Annotated in this window: 13 protein-coding genes; 6 read left to right on the forward strand and 7 right to left on the reverse strand. The window is 73.0% G+C overall.

Translation table 11 applies throughout. The features are described 5' to 3' along the window. Positions 1-110 precede the first annotated feature (110 nt). The 3 genes from GLX25_RS15230 to mnmA form a co-directional block, all read right to left on the reverse strand. Positions 111-920 (reverse strand): hypothetical protein, encoded by an 810-nt coding sequence (locus GLX25_RS15230; protein ID WP_155843364.1) that lies wholly within the window; start codon positions 918-920, stop codon positions 111-113. A 192-nt stretch (positions 921-1112) separates the two neighbouring features. Beyond that, the gene (locus GLX25_RS15235) at positions 1113-1853 is read right to left on the reverse strand and encodes a hypothetical protein (protein ID WP_155843365.1); all 741 of its coding nucleotides are present in this window, start codon (positions 1851-1853) and stop codon (positions 1113-1115) included. 88 nt (positions 1854-1941) lie between these two features. Further along, positions 1942-3081 (reverse strand): tRNA 2-thiouridine(34) synthase MnmA, encoded by a 1140-nt coding sequence (mnmA, locus tag GLX25_RS15240; RefSeq protein ID WP_155843366.1) that lies wholly within the window; start codon positions 3079-3081, stop codon positions 1942-1944. 204 nt (positions 3082-3285) lie between these two features. Here mnmA and GLX25_RS15245 point away from each other — a divergent pair, with 204 nt between their 5' ends. After that, positions 3286-3849, forward strand: coding sequence for a class I SAM-dependent methyltransferase (locus GLX25_RS15245; RefSeq protein WP_205719910.1), 564 nt, complete (start codon positions 3286-3288; stop codon positions 3847-3849). 63 nt (positions 3850-3912) lie between these two features. Here GLX25_RS15245 and GLX25_RS15250 read toward each other — a convergent pair whose 3' ends face one another. Beyond that, positions 3913-5148 carry a cysteine desulfurase family protein gene (locus GLX25_RS15250; protein ID WP_155843368.1) on the reverse strand — a complete coding sequence of 412 codons (1236 nt, stop codon included), beginning with the start codon at positions 5146-5148 and terminating at the stop codon, positions 3913-3915. 50 nt (positions 5149-5198) lie between these two features. Between GLX25_RS15250 and glgX the strand changes: the two genes are divergently transcribed. Then, positions 5199-7373 carry a glycogen debranching protein GlgX gene (gene glgX, locus GLX25_RS15255; RefSeq protein ID WP_155843369.1) on the forward strand — a complete coding sequence of 725 codons (2175 nt, stop codon included), beginning with the start codon at positions 5199-5201 and terminating at the stop codon, positions 7371-7373. Beyond that, on the forward strand, positions 7373-7870 hold the full coding sequence (gene ybaK / locus GLX25_RS15260) for a Cys-tRNA(Pro) deacylase (RefSeq protein ID WP_155843370.1): 498 nt from the start codon (positions 7373-7375) through the stop codon (positions 7868-7870). Before glgX ends, ybaK begins: the two co-directional genes overlap by 1 nt. Before the next feature lie 127 nt (positions 7871-7997). Here the strand turns inward: ybaK and glgP are convergent, their stop codons facing one another. Next, positions 7998-10562: an alpha-glucan family phosphorylase gene (gene glgP, locus GLX25_RS15265; protein WP_166548884.1), complete on the reverse strand. Its 2565-nt coding sequence runs from the start codon at positions 10560-10562 to the stop codon at positions 7998-8000. A gap of 120 nt (positions 10563-10682) precedes the next feature. Here glgP and GLX25_RS15270 point away from each other — a divergent pair, with 120 nt between their 5' ends. Both GLX25_RS15270 and glgB read left to right on the forward strand, forming a co-directional pair. After that, positions 10683-12698 (forward strand): maltotransferase domain-containing protein, encoded by a 2016-nt coding sequence (locus GLX25_RS15270; protein ID WP_166548885.1) that lies wholly within the window; start codon positions 10683-10685, stop codon positions 12696-12698. After that, entirely contained in the window at positions 12695-14899 is a 2205-nt protein-coding gene (glgB, locus tag GLX25_RS15275) for a 1,4-alpha-glucan branching protein GlgB (protein WP_155843372.1), read from the forward strand. Before GLX25_RS15270 ends, glgB begins: the two co-directional genes overlap by 4 nt. A gap of 103 nt (positions 14900-15002) precedes the next feature. On the opposite strand, the gene GLX25_RS15280 is transcribed toward glgB, so the two are convergent. Both GLX25_RS15280 and GLX25_RS15285 read right to left on the reverse strand, forming a co-directional pair. Further along, positions 15003-15965, reverse strand: a complete 963-nt coding sequence (locus GLX25_RS15280; protein WP_166548886.1) for a tetratricopeptide repeat protein — start codon at positions 15963-15965, stop codon at positions 15003-15005. Beyond that, complete coding sequence (locus GLX25_RS15285; RefSeq protein WP_155843373.1) at positions 15962-17839, reverse strand: DUF8094 domain-containing protein; 1878 nt, start codon at positions 17837-17839, stop codon at positions 15962-15964. The genes GLX25_RS15280 and GLX25_RS15285 overlap by 4 nt, the downstream gene beginning before the upstream one ends. Before the next feature lie 194 nt (positions 17840-18033). On the opposite strand from GLX25_RS15285, the gene GLX25_RS15290 reads away from it, so the two are divergent. After that, positions 18034-19641, forward strand: coding sequence for a DivIVA domain-containing protein (locus GLX25_RS15290; RefSeq protein ID WP_155843374.1), 1608 nt, complete (start codon positions 18034-18036; stop codon positions 19639-19641). Positions 19642-19651 lie beyond the last annotated feature (10 nt).

The raw sequence follows: 19651 nt of genomic DNA on the forward strand, positions 1-19651 counted from the left end.
CGGCGCGACGGCCGGTGCGCGGTGCGCGGTGCGCGGTGCCCATCGCCCGGGAACGCGGATCGGGACGCGCGGATCCCCGCGCGCCCCGACCGTCGTCGACGCCCTGCCGGCTACGCGCCGAACCCGGCGGCGTCGACCTTGCGGTGGTAGCGGGTGCCCGCCTTGCCGCCGAGGATCGCGCCGCCGAGCGTGACGACGACGAGGAGCAGCAGGGTGACGATGCCCGCCACCGTCAACTCGCCCTCGTTGACGGGGATGCGCGGGAAGGTGTTGAGCGTGGCGAGCACGTCGTAGCGCGTGCCCGCGAGCGCCGCGATCGCCGCGCCGACGACCGCCATGACGATCGCCCACAGCCAGACCGCGACGCCCTGCTTCAGCCCGTTGAAGCGCGCCATCCGCCCGGCCACGTAGCCGCCCGCGAAATACGCGACGAACAGCACGACGAGCAGGGCGATCGCCCCGATCACGCCGATCGTCTGCGGGTCCTCCGCGACCGCCTCGTCGACCGCGGCCCCGACGTCGCCGAGTCCGAGCGCGGCACCGGTGCCCGCGAGGAGCGCGGTGAGCAGTGCGCCCAGCCCGAGCGCGGTGAGCCAGCCGAAGAACGCGGCGCCGAACTTGATGCCGCCGAACCGCTCGCGCTCGCGGTCGATGACCGCGGCCCGCACCGCGGGATCGGCGACGAGCCGGTCGTCGCGCACCGCGTGCCGGTCGGCCGGGCCGCGGTCGGATTCCGCGGCCCGCTCGTCGAGGGTGCGATCGTGGGCGGCGGTGCGGCCGTCGGCCCGATCGGATGCCGCGACCTCGCGATCGTCGCGGATGCCGTCGCCGTCCGCGTCGACCGGCCGGTCCGTGCGCGTCGCTCCCGTGCGCGGATCGCGGTCCGGATCCGATCCGGGGCGGTTGGTGGAGGTACTCATGTCGTGGTCCCCTCTCGTCGTCGTCGCCGCAGGAGGATGCCCCGTCGGCGCGCCTGAGACCATACGCGGCACTCGCGCGACGCGCGCAGGCCTTGACAAAGCGCGCGATGGCGCACTCGGCACGTGCAGTGAACGTTCAGCGGGCGCTCAGGCGTCGACGGCTCCCTGCGTGCGGGACCGATCCCCGCCCGCTCACCACCCGGCCGACGCCGGACGTCCGGCCGAGTCGTCCGACCCGACGCGGTCGACGCGCCGGTGGAACCGGACTCCGACGACCCCGCCCAGCACGGCGCCGCCGAGCGTGATCGCGGCGACCGAGGCCGCGGCGACGACGCCCACGACCACGAGGGCGTCCGGCGGCACGGGGAGGCTCGGGAGCGCCGCCATGGCACGCGCGAGGAGATCGTACCGGTCGTCGAGCAGCACGACGCCGATGGCCGCGGCGATGGCGATCGCGATCGCCCACACCCAGACGGCGAGGCCCTGCGCGACGCCGCTGAAGCGCGCCATCCGTCCCGCCACGTACCCGCCGCAGTACGAGGCGGCGAGCACGATCGCGAGCAGGACGCCGACGACGACCCAACCGACCGTGGTCGGGTCGAGCGGACCGATCCCGCCCGTTCCCCACGGATCGGGGATCACGCCGACGCCGAGCAGCGCGTCTGCGAGCACCAGGGCACCGACGAGCCCGGAGCCCGTCGCGACGGCGACCAGCACGCCGAAGAAGCCCGCGCCGACCTTCGGCCCGCCGAACTCCTCGGCCTGGCGCTCGGCGATCTCCTCCCGGGTGGGCGGCCGCTCGACGAGGCCGTCGAACCCGTCGGGGCCGGCGTCGATGACCGCCGTCGATCCCGTGGTCGGCGGCGGGTCGAGGTTGCGGAACGGGTCTGCGACGTCGTTCGCCGCGTCGGCGGGGTACAGCGGATAGGTCACGGCAACTCCTCACGGCACGTCGCCGGGGGATGCGACGCCACCGAGCCGACCCTACGCGATTCGTCCCCCGAATGGGGTACAGATTCCGTCAGGCGTCGACCGGGACCGCGCTCACAGTGCGGTCGATCGTGCACTGGCCGAGCACGCGCGTGCCGACGTACACGACGGCGGTCTGGCCCGGCGCGACGCCGTCGAGGGGCGACGCGGGCGTGATCACGAGCTCGGCGGCGCCGGCGGCATCCGTCGCGACCTTCGCGACCGCCGGGACCGGGTCGGCGTGCGCCCTGATCTGCACCTCGCAGTGGAAGTCGTCGCCGTCGGCGGCGACGAGACCGGATGCCACCGGGTCGGCGCCCGCCCACGAGTATCGCGATCCCGCGATGAGCCCGACCGCGAGCGCCTCCTTCGGGCCCACGACCACCGTGCGCTCCTTCGGGCGCACCTCCAGCACGAACCGCGGCTTGCCGTCGGCCGCGGGCGTGCCGAGCCGGAGCCCGCGCCGCTGGCCGACCGTGTAGGCGTGCGCACCCTCGTGCGCGCCGACGACGGCACCGGAGCGGTCGACGATGTCGCCCGGCGCGGTGCCGACCTTCTCGGCGAGCCAGCCCTTCGTATCGCCGTCGGAGATGAAGCAGATGTCGTACGAGTCGGGCTTCTGCGCGACCGACAGGCCGCGGCGCGCGGCCTCCTCGCGCACGAGCTGCTTCGACGGCGTGTCGCCGAGCGGGAAGTACGCGTGCGCGAGCTGCTCGGCGGTGAGGACGCCGAGCACGTAGCTCTGGTCCTTCGCCTCCGCGCTCGCGCGGTGGAGCTCGCGGCGGCCCGCGGCATCCGTCGTGATCTTCGCGTAGTGGCCCGTGGCCACGGCGTCGAAGCCGAGCGCGAGCGCCTTCTCGAGGAGCGCGGCGAACTTGATGCGCTCGTTGCAGCGCATGCACGGGTTCGGCGTGCGGCCCGCAGCGTACTCGGCGATGAAGTCGTCGACGACGTCGGCCTTGAAGCGCTCGGAGAAGTCCCACACGTAGTACGGGATGCCGAGGACGTTCGCGGCGCGCTGGGCGTCCATCGAGTCCTCGATCGTGCAGCAGCCGCGGCTGCCGGTGCGGAGCGTGCCCGGCATGCGGCTGAGCGCGAGGTGCACGCCGACGACGTCGTGCCCGGCCTCGACGGCGCGCGCGGCCGCGACGGCGCTGTCGACGCCGCCGCTCATCGCTGCCAGGACTCGCATGCGTCCCAGTCTACGAACCCCCTCCTGAGCGGATGCCGCACCGCGTGCCGACCCATCGCCGCGACGATAGCGTTGGCGGATGCAGGTGACTGACCACGGGCCGCCGGAACGCACCCTGCGTCGACCTCGTCCGCGGAGGGCCGGATGACTCCCGCGCCGTCGCCGTCGTGGGAGTCGTATCGGACGTCGATCGGCGACCGATCGATGATGTTCGCGGCGATCGCCGAGACCTGGCATGTCGAGAACGCGCTGTATCCCGGCTCCTACCTCGACCTCTCGCCGTCCACGGCGATCCCGTCGGTCACCTATGTCGACACCGACCGCCGCGCCGCGCGCTACTTCGCCGATTCCGATTTCGTCCGCGCGGAGCTCGCCCGTGCGATGAGGACGGAATCGGCGGCCCGGGTCGATTTCCTGCACGCCGACTACACCATGTCGCTTCCGCTCGCGGATGGCGCGTTCGATCTCCTCATCTCCCTCTACGCAGGTCCGGTCTGGGAACACTGCCGGCGCCATCTCCGCGCGCACGGCCTGCTGCTCGCGAACACGAGCCATGGCGATGCCAGTCTCGCCGCGCTGGATCCCGACGTCGAGTTGGTCGCCGCCGTGCACCACCGCGGCGATCGATATCGCCTCGATGCTCGGAGTCTGGACGGGTACCTCGTTCCGAAGAAGCCGGCCGCGGCCGACCCCGATCTCATCCGCCGAACCGGCCGCGGCATCGCCTACACGCGCTCCGCGTTCGCGTATCTGTTCCGCCTTCGGTGACGTGGGCCGCGGCGGCGGAGCGCCTGTCGATCTCGGGTATCGCCGCGCTCGCGGTGCGGCAGCTCAGCGGTCGAAGCTCGTCACGCGGTCGGCCATGCCGGCGCGGGTCGCGCGGTCGACCGCGGCGGGCAGCGCCTCGAGCACGGCGTCGACGTCGGCGTCGGTGGTCGTGCGGCCGACGGTGATGCGCAGCGCGCCGCGCGCCTCCGGCTCGGTGCGGCCCATCGCGAGCAGCACGTGCGAGGGCTCGGGCACGCCCGCCTGGCACGCCGACCCGGTCGAGACCGCGACGCCCGCGGCATCCAGCAGGAACAGCAGCGAGTCGCCCTCGCACCCGGGGAAGGAGAAGTGCGCGTTGCCGGGCAGCCGCCCGGCGGGGTCGGGGTCGCCCGAGAGGCGCGCGTCGGGCACGGATGCCGCGACCCCCGCCACGAGCCGGTCGCGGAGCCGCGACATCCGCTCGTCCTCCTCCGCGGCGCGCGCCGCCGTCGCCACGGCCGCCGCCGCGAACCCGGCGGCCGCCGCGACGTCCTGCGTGCCCGAGCGGATGCGTCGCTGCTGTCCGCCGCCGTGCAGGAGCGGCTCGATGCGCGTCGACCGGTCGAGCACGAGCGCGCCGATGCCGACCGGCCCGCCGATCTTGTGCGCCGACACGCTGATCGCCACGAGCCCGGCACCGGCGGGCGCCGCGGTCTCGCGACGGATCGCGTGCAGGTCGACGGGCACGTGCCCGTACGCGGCGATCGCGTCGACGTGCAGCGGCACGCTCGCGCGGGCGCACAGCTCGGCGACCTCGAGCACGGGCTCGATCGTGCCGACCTCGTTGTTCGCCCAGAGCATCGTGACGAGGGCGACGGATGCCGCGTCCCGCGCGAGCTCGGCGGCGAGCGCGTCGATCCGCAGCCGCCCGAGCCCGTCGAGCGGCAGCTCGACCACCTCGGCGCCGTCCATGCCCGCGAGCCACTCGACCGTGTCGAGCGTGGCGTGGTGCTCGCCGCCCGGCAGCAGGATGCGACGAGCGGATGCCTCCGCACGTCGTCGCCAGAAGAGGCCCTTGATCGCGAGGTTCACGGCCTCGGTGCCGCTGCCGGTGAAGACGACCTCGATGGGGTCGGCGCCGAGCGTCGCGGCGACCTGCTCGCGGGACTCCTCGAGGAGCCGCTTCGCGTGCTGCCCGGCGCTGTGGATCGAGGCCGGGTTCCCGACGAGCCGCAGCGCATGCGTGATCGCGTCGATCGCCTCCGGCCGGAGCGGCGTCGTGGCGGCGTGGTCGAGGTAGACGGGGTCGGGGCGGGGCATCGAGCACCTCCTGACCGGGAACCGGTTCCCCACGAACTACTGTAGTTCGCATGTCTCCGGCCGATCCGCTCCGCGACATGGGCGTGCGCACCGGACCGGGCGGCGGCACGATCCGCGTCTGGTCCGAGCACGCGACCTCCGTGGACCTCGAGGTCTTCGCCGCCGAGGACCTGGACTGGGCGGTCGAACGGCTGCCGCTCATGCGCGGCGCCGACGGCGTGTGGGAGGCGACCTCCGCCGGGCTGGTGCCCGGTGCCCGGTACGGGCTGCGCGTCGACGGACCGGCCGGGCTCGAGCACGCATTCAATCCCGCGCACACCCTGCTCGACCCGTGGGCGCGGGGCCTGCAGGCCGCGGCGGACGGGTCGTGGCGCGGGGTCGTGATGGACTCGCTCGCGTCGGAGGGCTTCGACTGGGGCGGCGTCGGCAAGCCCCGTGTGCCCCTCGACCACACCGTCGTCTACGAGGCGCACCCGAAGGGGTTCAGCCGCCTCAACGAGCGCATCCCCGAGCCGCTGCGCGGCACCTACGCCGGACTCGCGCACGACGCGTCGCTCGAGTACCTGGCCGGCCTCGGGGTCACGACGGTCGAGCTGCTGCCGGTGCAGGCGTTCGTCGCCGAGGAACGGCTGGTCCGCCAAGGGCAGGTCAACTACTGGGGCTACAACACGCTCGGCTTCTTCGCGCCGCACGCGCCGTATGCGAGCGCCGCAGCGCAGGCCGCCGGGCCGGCCGCCGTGCGGCGCGAGTTCGCGGGCATGGTCAAGCGCCTGCACGAGGCGGGCCTCGAGGTCGTGCTCGACGTCGTCTACAACCACACCGCGGAAGAGGGCCGGCAGGGGCCGACGTACAGCTTCCGCGGCATCGACAACGCCTCCTACTACCGGCACGACGCGCACGGACGGTACGTCGACACCACGGGCTGCGGCAACACGCTCGACTTCGGCCACGACGCGCCCGCGCGCCTCGTCCTCGACTCCCTCCGGTACTGGGCCGAGGAGCTGCAGGTCGACGGCTTCCGCCTCGACCTCGCCGCGACCCTCGGCCGCGACGCGCTCGGCGCCTACTCCCCCCACCATCCGCTGCTCGCGGCGATACTCGCCGATCCCGTGATCGGCGCGGGCAAGCTCATCGCCGAGCCGTGGGACGTCGGTCCGTTCGGATGGCAGACCGGCAACTTCGCGCCCGGCTTCAGCGAATGGAACGACCGCTACCGCGACCGCATGCGCGACTTCTGGCTCGGCGACCTGCGACGCGAACGCCACGGCGAGCACGGCAGCGGCATCGGCCGCTTCGCGACCCGCCTCGCGGGCTCGTCGAACACGTTCGCCGCCGAGCGCGGCCCCCTCGCGAGCCTGAACTTCATCACCGCGCACGACGGCTTCACGCTCGCCGACCTCACCGCCTACGACGTCAAGCACAACCTCGGCAACGGCGAGCACAACCGCGACGGCGCCGATCACAACAACTCGTACAACCACGGCGTGGAGGGCCCCACGGACGACCCGGACGTCGTGTCGGCGCGACGCCGCAGCATCCGGAACCTGCTCGGTACCCTGCTGCTCTCGGCGGGCGTGCCCATGCTCACGGCCGGCGACGAGTACGGCCGCAGCCAGCGCGGCAACAACAACGCGTACTGCCACGACTCCGAGCTGACCTGGCTCGCGTGGTCGGCGGGCGAACGGGATGCCGCGCTCGAGGCGACCACCCGGCACCTGCTCCGCCTGCGCCGCGAGCACCCCGCGCTGCGGCCCGTGCGCTACGGCCGGTTCGGCGAGCGAGTGCCGAGCGCGTCGCAGATGGACTGGTACAACGCCGACGGCGAGACCATGACGATCGAGCACTGGCACGACCCGTCGCAGCGCACCCTGCAGTTCCTCGCGGCCTCGACGCCGGAGTTCGAGGGGTTCAACCGCATCCTCCTCGTCGTGCACGCCTCGGAGCGCGAGGTCGAGGTGCTGCTCCCCGAGCACCCCGGCGTCGACGACTACGAACTGCTGTGGGACTCGGCGGTGGACGAGCCCGGCGACGAACTCGGCGCACGGCACGAGCCCGGCACCCGCCTCGCGATGGCGCCGCAGTCGATGCGGCTCTTCTTGGCGTCGGGCGACCCGGCGCCGGTGCTGGTGGATGCCGCGGCCGGCTCGCTCGGCGCCGGGGCCGACGAGGCCGATGACGCGGGCGACGGACGCCGCGCCGACGACGCCCCGGAGCCGCGCCGCTGATGGCGAAGCGAGCGGATGCCTCGGCCGGCACGCCCGCGACGGTCGCGCTGACACGTGCGGGCATCCGCTTCACGGCGCACCCGTACGAGCACGACCCGCGGGCCGCCGCGTACGGCCTCGAGGCCGCCGAGAAGCTCGGCATCGAGCCCGAGCGCGTCTTCAAGACGCTCCTCGCGAGCGTCGACGGCGCGCTCGCCGTCGGCATCGTCCCGGTCGCCGACCAGCTCGACCTCAAGGCGCTCGCCGCGGCCCTCGGCGGCAAGCGCGCCGAGATGGCCGATCCCTCGCTCGCGGAGCGGAAGACGGGCTACGTCGTCGGCGGCATCAGCCCGATCGGCCAGAAGGCCGCGCTGCCGACCGTGCTCGACGAGAGCGCGATCCTGTTCGAGACGATCCTCGTCTCGGGCGGGCGCCGCGGGCTCGACCTGGAGCTCGCGCCCGACGACCTCCTCGCGGTCGTGAAGGGCCGCTACGCCCCGATCGCCCGGGCCCGCTGACCCGCTGACCCGCTCATGGTCGCGGTCGCGGTCGCGGTCGCGTGGCGGCCGGTCGTCGGACGATCCGCGCGACACGCCGACCCTCGTCGGCGCGCCGGCAGGCACGTCCGACGACCGGCCGGAGGGCTCAGCCGGCGGCGGCGACGAGGCCCAGCTCGGCCGGCGAGACGAGCAGCGGATGCCGCGGCACGACCCGCACGGTGTAGCCGAACGCGCCGGCCCGGTCGAGCGTGACCGTGCCGACGTAGACGCGGGTCGCGGCATCCGTCGTCGACGCCCCGTCGGGCACGAGGTCGGCGACGCGCGCGTCGTCGATGCGGTCGTCGCCGTGCGAGTGGCCGTAGACGACCTCGACGGCCACGTCCGCCTCCGTCAGCGCGCCCAGCGCGACGTGCGCGCGGAGGTGCAGCTCGTCGCCGACGTGCGGCGTCGACTCGAGGCCGCCCGACTCGACGTGTGCCACGTGGACGCCCGGCCAGGCCGCGCGCACGCGCGCGCCCCACGCGGCGAGTTCGCGCGCGGGCTTCGCCCCGTCCGCGCCGACCACGGCGGCGTGCTCGGCCGCCGGGCGGTACAGCCGCTCGACGTACTCGCGCACCATGCGGTCGGCTCCGAGCTCCGGCGAGAGGTGCGCGAGCGTGCGGCGCACGCGCGCCATCCACTCGGTCGGAACGCCGTCGCGGTCGCGGTCGTAGAACAGCCGCGTGATGCGGTGCTCGATGAGGTCGTAGAGGGCGGATGCCTCGAGCCGGTCGCGCTCGGCCTGGTCGCCCGCGGCATCCGCCGTCGGGATCACCCACCCGTGGTCGTCGGCGGCGTACTCGGCCCACCAGCCGTCGAGGATCGACAGGTTGAGGGCGCCGTTCATGGCGGCCTTCATGCCCGACGTGCCGCAGGCCTCGAGCGGGCGGAGCGGGTTGTTCATCCAGACGTCGCATCCCGGGTACAGCCGCTCGGCCATGCCCATGTCGTAGTCGGGCAGGAACACGATGCGCTCGCGGAGCTCGGGCCGCTGCGCGAACTGCACGAGGCGCTGGATGAGCCGCTTGCCCTCGTCGTCGGCCGGGTGCGCCTTGCCGGCGATCACGAACTGCACCGGGCGGTCGGGGTTCGCGAGGATCGCCGCGAAGCGGTCCGGGTCCTGCAGCATGAGCGTCAGCCGCTTGTAGGTGGGCACGCGACGGGCGAACCCGATGGTCAGCACGTCGGGGTCGAGCACGCGGCGCACCCAGTCGGGCGCCACGGCGCCGCCGTGCTGGTCGGCCCAGGCGCTCGCGAGGCGTCGACGGGCGTCCTCCACGAGCTGCAGCCGCATGCCGCGCTTCACGCCCCACAGCTCGGCGTCGCTGACCGCGGCGCTCATCCAGTCGGCGTGCTCGGTGTCGGCGGTGCCGAGCCGTTCCTCGGCGAGCGCGAGCAGCGCCGGGTCGGTCCACGTCGGCGCGTGGACACCGTTCGTGACCGAGGTGATCGGCACGTCGTCGGCGTCGAAGCCGGGCCACAGGTCGCCGAACATGCGTCGGCTGACCTCGCCGTGCAGCTTCGACACGCCGTTCGCGCGCTGCGCGAGCCGGAGCCCCATCATCGCCATGTTGAACGCGCTGTCCTCTGCCGGCACGCCCGGTTCGAGGCCGAGCGGCAGCGCGTCGGCGGGGTCGATCCCGGGCAGCAGGCCCGACTCGAGGTAGCTGGCGACGAGCGCGCGATCGAACCGGTCGATGCCCGCCGGCACGGGCGTGTGCGTCGTGAAGACGGTGCCGGCACGGACGAGCTGCAGGGCCTCGCCGAAGGAGAGCCCGTCGCCGATGCACGCCGAGATGCGCTCGAGCCCGAGGAAGCCGGCGTGCCCCTCGTTCATGTGGAACACGTCGGGGAAGTGCCGCCCGGTGAGCCCGCTCCATGCGCGGAGCGCGCGGACCCCGCCGATGCCGAGCAGGAGCTCCTGCTGGAGGCGGTGCTCTCCCCCGCCGCCGTAGAGCCGGTCGGTCACCTGGCGGAGGTCGTCGTCGTTCGCGGGGATGTCGGTGTCGAGCAGGAGCAGCGGCACCCGGCCGACCGCGGCCTGCCACACGCGGGCGTGCAGGCTGCGGCCGCCCGGCACCGCGAGGGTGACCTGCACGGGCGTCCCGTCGGCACGGCGCAGCACGGACAGCGGGAGGCCGTCGGGGTCGAGGGCCGGGTAGCGCTCCTGCTGCCAGCCGTCGGGGGCGATCGCCTGCGAGAAGTACCCCGCCTTGTAGAACAGGCCGACCGCGACGAGCGGCACGCCGAGGTCGGACGCGGCCTTGAGGTGGTCGCCCGCGAGAATGCCGAGGCCGCCCGAGTACTGCGGCAGCGCCTCGGTGATGCCGAACTCGGGCGAGAAGTACGCGACCGTCCTCGGCGTCTCGGCACCGAGGGACTGGTACCAGCGCGGCTCCGACACGTAGCCGCGGAGCTCGTCGCGCTCGCGCTCGGCCCAGCCGATGAAGCCCTCGTCGGCGGCCAGCTCGTCGAGGCGGCGGGCATCGACGTCGCCGAGGAAGGCGATCGGGTCGCGACCCGAGCGCCGCCAGCCCACGGGGTCGATGTGCTCGAACAGGCGTCGCGTCGGCTCGTGCCACGACCATCGCAGGTTCGCGGCGAGTTCCTCGAGCGCGCCCAGCTGCGGCGGGACGACGGCGCGGACGGTGAACTTGCGGATCGGCTTCACGGGGTCAACCCTACGCAGCACCGTGTGTCCGAGAGATGAACGGATGCCGCGACGCCCGCCGCGTTCGCAGCACCGCGCAACCCGGTGTCCATCCCACGGCATCCGCGCTACGGTCGGAACGTGACGAGCCGCCCAGTTCGAGCCGGCCGGATCCCCGTGACCCGGCTCACGCCCGCCCTGCCCGATCCGCGATGGAACCCGAAGGCGTTCTCCGGGGAGGTGGTCCCGTTCCGCGCCACCGTGTTCCGCGAGGGCCACGACCTGGTCGGCGCCATGCTCGTGCTCACGAGCCCGTCGGGTGTGCGGCAGCGGCACCGCATGACCGCGCTCGCCGCGGGCACCGACCGGTGGGAGGCGAAGGTCCGGCTCGACGAGCTGGGCACCTGGCACTGGCACGTGGCGGGATTCGGCGACGAGATCGGCACCTGGGTGCACGACGCCGAGGTGAAGATCGACGCGAGGGTCGACGTCGAGCTCATGTACGAGCTCGGCGCACGCCTCGCCCAGCGCGCCGCCGCGGAGGCCGACCGGCCGGCCGCGGTCCGCAAGCGCCTGCGCGCGTACGCCGCCGCGCTGCGCGACACGGAGGCCGACGCCTCCGCCCGCCGTGCCCTGCTCGAGGACCCGCTGCTCGAGGAGTTCCGCGCCCGGCCGCTCGCGCGGCTCACGACCGACTCCGAGGAGCACGAGATCCTCGTCGAGCGTCGGCGCGCGGGCGTCGGCTCCTGGTACGAGTTCTTCCCCCGCTCGGAGGGCGCCCGCAAGCTGAAGAAGGACGGCTCCTGGAAGTCGGGCACCTTCCGCACCGCCCAGCGCCGGCTGGACGGCGTCGCGGCGATGGGCTTCGACGTGGTCTACCTGCCGCCGATCCATCCGATCGGGTTCGCGTTCCGCAAGGGCCCGAACAACACGCTGACGCCGGGGCCGTTCGACCCCGGCTCGCCGTGGGCGATCGGCGCGGCCACCGGCGGCCACGACGCGGTCCACCCCGACCTCGGGTCCCTCGCGGACTTCCGCGCCTTCGTGCGCCGCGCCGCCGCGCTCGGGATCGAGATCGCGCTCGACCTCGCCCTGCAGGCCTCGCCCGACCACCCGTGGGTGACCGAGCATCCGGAGTGGTTCACCACGCTCCCCGACGGCACGATCGCGTACGCCGAGAACCCGCCGAAGAAGTACCAGGACATCTACCCGGTCAACTTCGACGACGACTTCGAGGGACTGGTCGACGAGGTGACGCGGATCGTGCGCCTCTGGATGAAGCAGGGCGTGCGGATCTTCCGCGTCGACAACCCGCACACCAAGCCGCTGATGTTCTGGGAGCGCCTGATCGGCGACATCAACGCGACCGACCCCGACGTGGTGTTCCTCGCCGAGGCGTTCACGCGCCCCGCGATGATGCAGGCACTCGCCATGGTCGGCTTCCAGCAGTCGTACTCGTACTTCACGTGGCGCAACACCAAGGAGGAACTGCAGGAGTTCCTCACGAGCGTCTCGCAGGAGACCGCGGACTTCATGCGACCGAACCTGTTCGTGAACACGCCCGACATCCTCACCGAGTACCTCCAGTTCGGCGGGCCGGCCGCGTTCACCGTGCGGGCGACGATCGCGGCGACGGCCGGGGCGACCTGGGGCGTGTACTCGGGCTTCGAGCTGTTCGAGTCGGTCGCCCGTCCCGGCGCCGAGGAGGCCATCGACAACGAGAAGTACGAGTACAGGCCGCGCGACTTCGCCAAGGCCGAGGCGGATGGCACGTCGCTCGCCCTGTACCTCGGGATCCTGAACCGGATCCGCGCCGACCACCCCGCGCTCGGGCAGCTCCGGAACATCCGCTTCCACTACAGCGACGACGATTCGGTGCTGGTGTACTCGAAGCACCTCGAGGGGCGGTTCATCGAGGGGCACGGCCCCGACGACCACGACACGATCCTCGTCGTCGCGAACGTCGACCCGCACTCGGTGCGCGAGACGACCGTGCACCTCGACCTCCCGGCGATCGACCTCCCGCAGGGCGGAACCTTCGAGGTGGAGGACCTCGTGACCGGCGACCGCTGGGAATGGGGCGAGCACAACTACGTGCGACTGGACGCGTTCACGCAGCCGGTGCACATCCTGCGAGTGATTCGAGGCGCGGAATGACCGACACCACCCCCGTCCAGGCACCGTCGGTGCCCGACGACCTCCTCCTCGCCGTCGCCGAGGGGCGCCACCACGACCCGCACCAGGTGCTCGGCCAGCACGGGTTCGAGGCCCCCGGCGAGGGCGGCGCGCACACGGTGATCCGCGTGCGACGGCCGCTCGCGGCATCCGTCACCGCCCTGCTCGACGACGGCGGCGAACTCGCGCTCACGCACGTCGGCCACGGCGTCTGGGCGGGTGCCGGCACGTTCGGGCCGACCGGCTACCGCGTACGCGCCCGGTACGACGACGGCACCGAATGGACCGCCGACGACCCCTACCGCTACGCGCCGACGATCGGCGAGCTCGACCTGCACCTCATCGAGGAGGGCCGCCACGAGGAGCTGTGGACCGTGCTCGGAGCACACCACCGCGAGTACCCGTCGGTCACGGGGCCGCTGCGCGGCGTCTCCTTCACCGTCTGGGCGCCGCGCGCCCGCGCGGTGCGCGTCGTCGGCGACTTCAACCGCTGGGACGGGCTCGGCCACGCCATGCGGAACATGGGCTCGAGCGGCGTCTGGGAGCTGTTCGTGCCCGACGTCGAACCGGGCGCGGCGTACAAGTTCGAGCTCCTCGCGCAGTCGGGCGACTGGCTGATGAAGGCCGACCCGATGGCCCGCCGCGCCGAGGTCGCGCCCGCGACCGCGTCGGTCGTGGCGACCAGCGGCCACGACTGGGCCGACGGCGAGTGGATGTCGCAGCGCCCGCACCGCAACCCCCACGAGCTGCCCATGAGCATCTACGAGCTCCACCTCGGCTCGTGGCGGCCCGGCAAGGGGTACCGCGACATCGCGGACGAGCTGATCGAGTACGTCCAGTGGCTCGGCTACACGCACGTCGAGTTCCTGCCCCTGGCGGAGCATCCGTTCGGCGGGTCGTGGGGCTACCAGGTCACCGGGTACTACGCCATCACGAGCCGGTTCGGCTCCCCCGACGACCTGAAGTACCTGATCGACCGGCTGCACCGGGCCGGCATCGGCGTGATCATGGACTGGGTTCCCGGGCACTTCCCGAAGGACGAGTGGGCCCTCGCCCGCTTCGACGGCGAACCGCTCTACGAGCACCCCGACCCCCGCCGCGGCGAGCAGAAGGACTGGGGCACGCTCGTCTTCGACTACGGCAACCCGCGCGTGCGGAACTTCCTCGTCGCGAACGCGCTGTTCTGGCTGGAGGAGATGCACGTCGACGGCCTGCGCGTCGACGCCGTGGCATCCATGCTCTACCTCGACTACTCGCGCGAGGACGGCGAGTGGCTGCCGAACTGGTACGGCGGTCGCGAGCACCTCGAGGCGATCGGCTTCCTGCAGGAGGCCACCGCGACGGCCTACAAGCGCAACCCCGGCATCGTGATGATCGCCGAGGAGTCCACGAGCTGGCCCGGCGTCACCGCGCCGACGAGCTCCGGCGGGCTCGGGTTCGGGTACAAGTGGAACATGGGGTGGATGCACGACACCCTGCAGTACATCCAGCGCGACCCGATGTACCGCTCGCACCACCACGGCGAGCTGACGTTCTCGTTCCTGTACACGTTCAGCGAGCACTTCATCCTGCCGATCAGCCACGACGAGGTCGTGCACGGCAAGGGGTCGCTCGTGCGCAAGATGCCGGGCGACCACTGGCAGCAGCTGGCGAACACGCGCGCCTACCTCGCCTACATGTGGGCGCACCCCGGCAAGCAGCTGCTGTTCATGGGGCAGGAGTTCGGGCAGCTCTCCGAATGGAGCGAGGAACGCGGCCTCGACTGGTGGATCCTCGACCAGCCGAGCCACCGGCAGCTCGCGGAGCTCGTCGGCCGGCTGAACCGCACCTACGCCGAGACGCCCGCGCTCTGGCAGCTCGACGACGACTCGGCCGGCTTCGACTGGGTCGAGGGCGGCGCGGCCGACATGAACGTGATCGCGTTCCTCCGGTACGACCGCGACCGCCGGCCGCTGCTGTGCATCGTCAACTTCGCGGGCAACCCGCATCACGACGTGCGCCTCGGCCTGCCGTTCGCGGGGCGCTGGCGCGAGGTGCTGAACACGGATGCCGCGGAGTTCGGCGGCTCGGGCGTCGGGAACCTCGGCGGGGTCGACGCGACCGACGAGCCGTGGGCCGGCAAGCCCGCGTCGGCCGTGTTCACGCTGCCGCCGCTCGGCGCGCTCTGGTTCACGCCCGCCTGAACCCGGTGGTCGAGCACCCGGTGGTCGAGTAGCACCGGCGCAGCCGGCGCGTAACCACACCCGGTGGTCGAGTAGCACCGGCGAAGCCGGCGCGTATCGAGACCTAGTACAGGAGCGTCGCCAGCCGCCGCCGCGCCGCCGCGACCCGCGGGTCCGCGACGCCGACCACCTGGAAGAGCTCGAGCAGGCGCTCCCGCACGCGGTTCTTCGCGTCGGCGTCGAGCGTCGGGAACAGGTCGAGCAGCCTCGCGAACGCGTCGTCGACGTGGCCGCCCGAGAGGTCGAGGTCGGCGACGTCGAGCTGTGCGTCGAGGTCGGCCGGCGCGGTCGCCGCGCGATTCCGGATCTCGTCGAGCGTCTTGCCCTGCAGCCGGGCCAGCAGGTTCGCCTGCGCGAGGCCGGCGACCGCGAGCTCGTCGCGCGGGTCCTGCGCGATCGCCGTGCGGTAGGCGGATGCCGCGGCGGCGTAGTCGCCACGGCTGATGGCGTCGAACGCCTCCTGGTGCAGCGGCGGCAGCGGCTCCTCCGCGGGCTCCTCGGCGGCGGCGTCGCCTGCGTCGTCGCCGTCGGCGGCGGGCACGCGGCCGGTCACGCCGTTGCGCTCGGCGACCTCGAGCAGCTGGTCGAACACCTGGTCGATGACCTCGTCGGGCTGCACGCCCTGGAACAGCGGCACCGGCTGCCCGGCGACGAGCGCGACCACGGTGGGGATGGCCTGCGCCTGCAGCGCCTGGACGAGCTGGGGGCTGCGGTCGGCGTCGGCAGGAGCGAGCACGAGCCGGCCCTCGCGGGCGTTCACGAGCCGCTCGAGTGCGGCCACGAGCTGGGTGGACTGCTCGCTCCACGACGCCCACAACGCCAGGACGACGGGCACCGAGCGCGAGAGCTCGAGGACCTGGGCGAAGCTCTGGTCGTCGACGGCCGCGACGTAGCCGCCGGGGCTTCCGGCGGCCGGCGGCGCGCCCGGGGCATCCGCTGCCCGTCGCTCGCCGCGGTGGACGAGCGAGGACAGGTCGACGGCCCCGCGCAGGCTGGCGGGCTCGTGGGGTGGGAACGCGTTCGTCACTTGACCTCCGATGCGCCGATCAGGGATTCGGACCAGCCCAGCAGGCGGATCTGCTCATCGGATCCGACCGCGGGCACGTAGAACATGAGCTGGATGCCGATCTCGCGCTCGACGCCCTTGGCGCTCTTCTCGTCGAAGCCGGAGAGCGCGGCACCGGGCTGGCCCTCCTTGAAGCCGATGGTGCCGCCGTCGTTGGGCGTCACCTTCTCGGTCTGCGTGATCGACACGGTCACGAGTGCGCCGGAGTCGTTCGTCGCGAGCGCGACCGTCGGGCTGTCGCCGGGCGCGTTCGAGAACGCCACGTCGGCGGTGTCCGGGAGGTCGTCGGCGATGGCCTTCTGCCCCTCGACGCCGAGCTGCTGGCGGATGACGTCGCCCTCCGGGTCGAAGAACTGCGCGTACTCCGACTCGTCGCCCTTCAGCAGCACGTCGGCGTAGGCCGGGGCGACCTGGCCCGTCGGCATGATGAGGCCCTTGAACTCGGGGTTGATCGGCGGGGCGCCGATGGATGCCGGTGCCACCTCGGGCACGTCGGCGTCGGGCACGAGCGCCGTCGCGTACAGGACCTTGTAGTTCTCGCGCGGCGACTCCTGGCGGAGGACGAGGGCCGTCGGCGCGACCGTCTCGTCGTCGTTGTTCTTCGCGATCGTGAGCACGGTCCGCGGCCAGCCCGTCACCTGCTGCGGCAGCGTCAGGGTCAGCGGGGACGCCGGGATGGCCGGCAGCGCCGCGTGGTCGGGCAGCGACTTGCGGATGGCGTAGTTCGCCTTCCGCGCCTCGAGCGCGGGCCCGGTGAAGCGCTCGCCGAGCCGCTGCGAATCGGCGTCGGCGTCGACCTCGGTCGTGAAGACCGCGACACGGCGCATGATGCGCTCCATCTGGGGAACCGTCACGGCCGGGACGACCTCGGGGGTCGCGGGCTCGACCGGCTCGGCCTCGTCCTCGGCGGCGGTCTCGACCGGAGTCGCGGGGGCCGTCGTCTCGGGTGCCGACGACAGGTCGGGCCAGTAGTCCGACGAGCACGCGGACAGTGCGATCGCCGGCACCAGGAGCACCGGCAGCAGCGCGACTCGCCTCGCGCGACCGGACGACCTGCCGGCCCCGCCCGAGCCGAGTGCGGCGCGCTGCGCCCGCGGCGGACGCGGTGCGCGCGTCAGCTTGCCCTTCGGGCCCTTCGGGAGGTTGCGGCGAGGTCCCCGGGAGCGGCGGTGCGCGACCACGCCGGAGATCACGAGGACGATGCCGACGAGGAAGAGGACGGCCCCGCCGGCGATGAGCGGTCCCGCCCACGGCGTCGCGTTGTCGAGCGGCCAGGCCACCACGATGCGACCGGGCGCCGGCTGCGTGCCGTCGGACGAGACGAGGACCGTGATCCCCTCGGGCACGTCGACGGTGGTCGTGAGCGTCCGGTCGCCGGTGAACTCGTCGAGCCAGAGGTCGCTGCCGGCGGGGGACGCCGCGGGGTCGGGCTCCGCCTCCGCGTCCTCGGACTCCTCGGCGGCGGGCTCCCCGGTCTCCGGCGTCGTGGGGGTCGAGTCGTCGACGGGCTGCGCCACCACGACCTCGCTCGTGAGCTCGCCGGTCGTCCCGTCGTAGCCGACCGAGACGTACGGGTCGTCGCCGATCCAGCTCAGCACGTCGTCGGTGCGCCCGTAGGAGAGGTGGACGGGTCCGCCGCCGGACACGGTGATCGTCTGCTTCCCGGGGTTGGCGGCGAGCGCCTCGGGCGTGAGGACCGTGTAACTGGCCTGGTTCTCGACCACCGTTCCGAGCGAGACCTTGTCCGGCTCGAGGAAGACGGTCCGTTGGGCGATGCCGAAGCCGACCAGCACGGCGGCAGCAGCGAACGCCAGAATGGCGAGGACGAAGCGCACTCGGGTTACCTCCAGGCCGCGGGGGCGGCATCCGACAAAGACACCCAAGACTAGCGACGGTGTCTGGGAGTCTCCTAACCGATGTCTGTATGACATCGGCCGCCTGTCGGCGGGCTCCGGGCCGTATGATCGGAGGCGACCCGCGCGCCCCCCACAACCCCCCACAACGCGGGACACGGACCCCGGAGGAAGAATTGGCCGTCGAAGAGACCGAGTTCACGCAGGTGTTCCGCGGATACGACAAGGACGAGGTCGACCGCAGCATCAACCAGCTCCGCCGCGAGATCATCTCGGCGAACAACGCGTCAGGTGACGTGCAGAAGGAGAACAAGCGCCTCCTCGCACGCATCGAGGAACTCACCGCAGAGCTCGAGGAGGTCGGCAGCCCCACGTTCTCCGGCCTCGGCACGAAGCTCGAGAACACGTTGCGCGTCGCCGAGGAGCAGTCGACCCGGCTCATCGCCCAGGCCGACATCGACGCCGAGAAGCTCCGTCGTGCCGCGGAGGACGAGGCGCACCTCATGCGCTCCGACGCGCACGAGCTCGCGGAGCGCACGCTGAGCGAGGCGCGCGCGCAGGCGAACCGCCTGCTCGAGAACGCGCGCGCCGAGGCCGACGACATGGTCGCCCGCGCGCACGAGGCGAGCGAGCAGGTCCGCGACGACGCCAACCGCGACGCCGCGTCGATCCGGGGCACGGCCTCGACGGAGGCCGCCGAGGCCCGCGCCACCGCCAAGCGGGAGTCTGCGGCGGTTGTCGCCGAGGCCGAGCGCAAGGCCGCCGAGATGCTCGTCGCCGCCAACACCGAGGCGAACGAGGCGCGTGCGGCCGCGGCCGGGCTCCAGGAGGAGACGGAGCAGACGCGCGCCGAGGTCGCGGTCGAGCTCGACCAGAAGCGTGCGGAGCTCGCCAAGGAGACCGAGCAGGCCCGCATCGACCTCGCCAAGGAGACCGAGCAGGCGCGACTCGACCTCGAGCGCGAGACCGCCGAGGCGCGCGCCGCGCTCGACGCCGAGATCGACGAGCGTCGCGCCGTGCTCGAGCACGAGCTGGAGCAGGCGCGCACCGACCTCGACCGGGAGCTCGACGCGGAGCGGGTCAAGCTCGCGCAGCAGCGCGAGCAGGTGGGGGTCGACCTCGAGCGCGAGACCGAGACCGCTCGACTGAAGCTGCAGCACGAGCTCGACCGGATCCGCGCCAAGCACGCGGCCGAGCTCGACCAGATGCGCGCCGACCTCGCACTCGAGCAGGAGCAGGCCCGGGCCGACTTCGAGGCCGAGGCCGAGCAGGCCCGGATCGACCTCGACAACCAGCTCACCTCGATGAAGAAGAAGACCACGCACGAGGTCGACCGGATGCGTCGCGAGATCGAGCGCGCGCGCATGGACCTCGACGCCGAGCTCGCCACCAAGCGCGACGAGGCGGAGCAGGAGCTGCTGACGGCGCAGCAGGAGGCCGCCGACCAGACCAAGAAGTTCCTCGAGGACTCCAACGCCGAGCTCGCCGAGGCCGTCGCCCGCACCGCGGAGGCGCGCGCCGAGGCCGAGCGCCTCGAGACCGAGGCGCGGACCGACATCGCCGACGCGCGCGACAAGGCCGACGAGGAGGCGCGCGAGCGCGTCGCCGCGGCGCACTCGCAGGCTCGCAAGCTCATCGCCGACGCGGAGGAGCGCACGCGCGCCCTCGTGGCGGACGCCGAGGACCGCCTCGCCCAGATTAGGATCGAGCGAGACGCGGTCGCCGGCTACTTCGAGAGCCTTCGCGGCGTGCTGACCCAGGCGGAGCAGGTGGCCAACAAGTAACGCGAGACGA

Source organism: Agromyces luteolus (genome assembly GCF_009729855.1).
GTDB classification, from domain to species: Bacteria; Actinomycetota; Actinomycetes; order Actinomycetales; family Microbacteriaceae; genus Agromyces; species Agromyces luteolus.

Bases quoted from the DNA above. Each gene is read 5' to 3' on its own strand.
- GLX25_RS15230 (WP_155843364.1), bottom strand. From the start codon at position 920: ATGAGTACCTCCACCAACCGCCCCGGATCGGATCCGGACCGCGATCCG.
- mnmA (WP_155843366.1), bottom strand. From the start codon at position 3,081: ATGCGAGTCCTGGCAGCGATGAGCGGCGGCGTCGACAGCGCCGTCGCG.
- GLX25_RS15245 (WP_205719910.1), top strand. From the start codon at position 3,286: ATGATGTTCGCGGCGATCGCCGAGACCTGGCATGTCGAGAACGCGCTG.
- GLX25_RS15250 (WP_155843368.1), bottom strand. From the start codon at position 5,148: ATGCCCCGCCCCGACCCCGTCTACCTCGACCACGCCGCCACGACGCCG.
- glgX (WP_155843369.1), top strand. From the start codon at position 5,199: ATGTCTCCGGCCGATCCGCTCCGCGACATGGGCGTGCGCACCGGACCG.
- ybaK (WP_155843370.1), top strand. From the start codon at position 7,373: ATGGCGAAGCGAGCGGATGCCTCGGCCGGCACGCCCGCGACGGTCGCG.
- glgB (WP_155843372.1), top strand. From the start codon at position 12,695: ATGACCGACACCACCCCCGTCCAGGCACCGTCGGTGCCCGACGACCTC.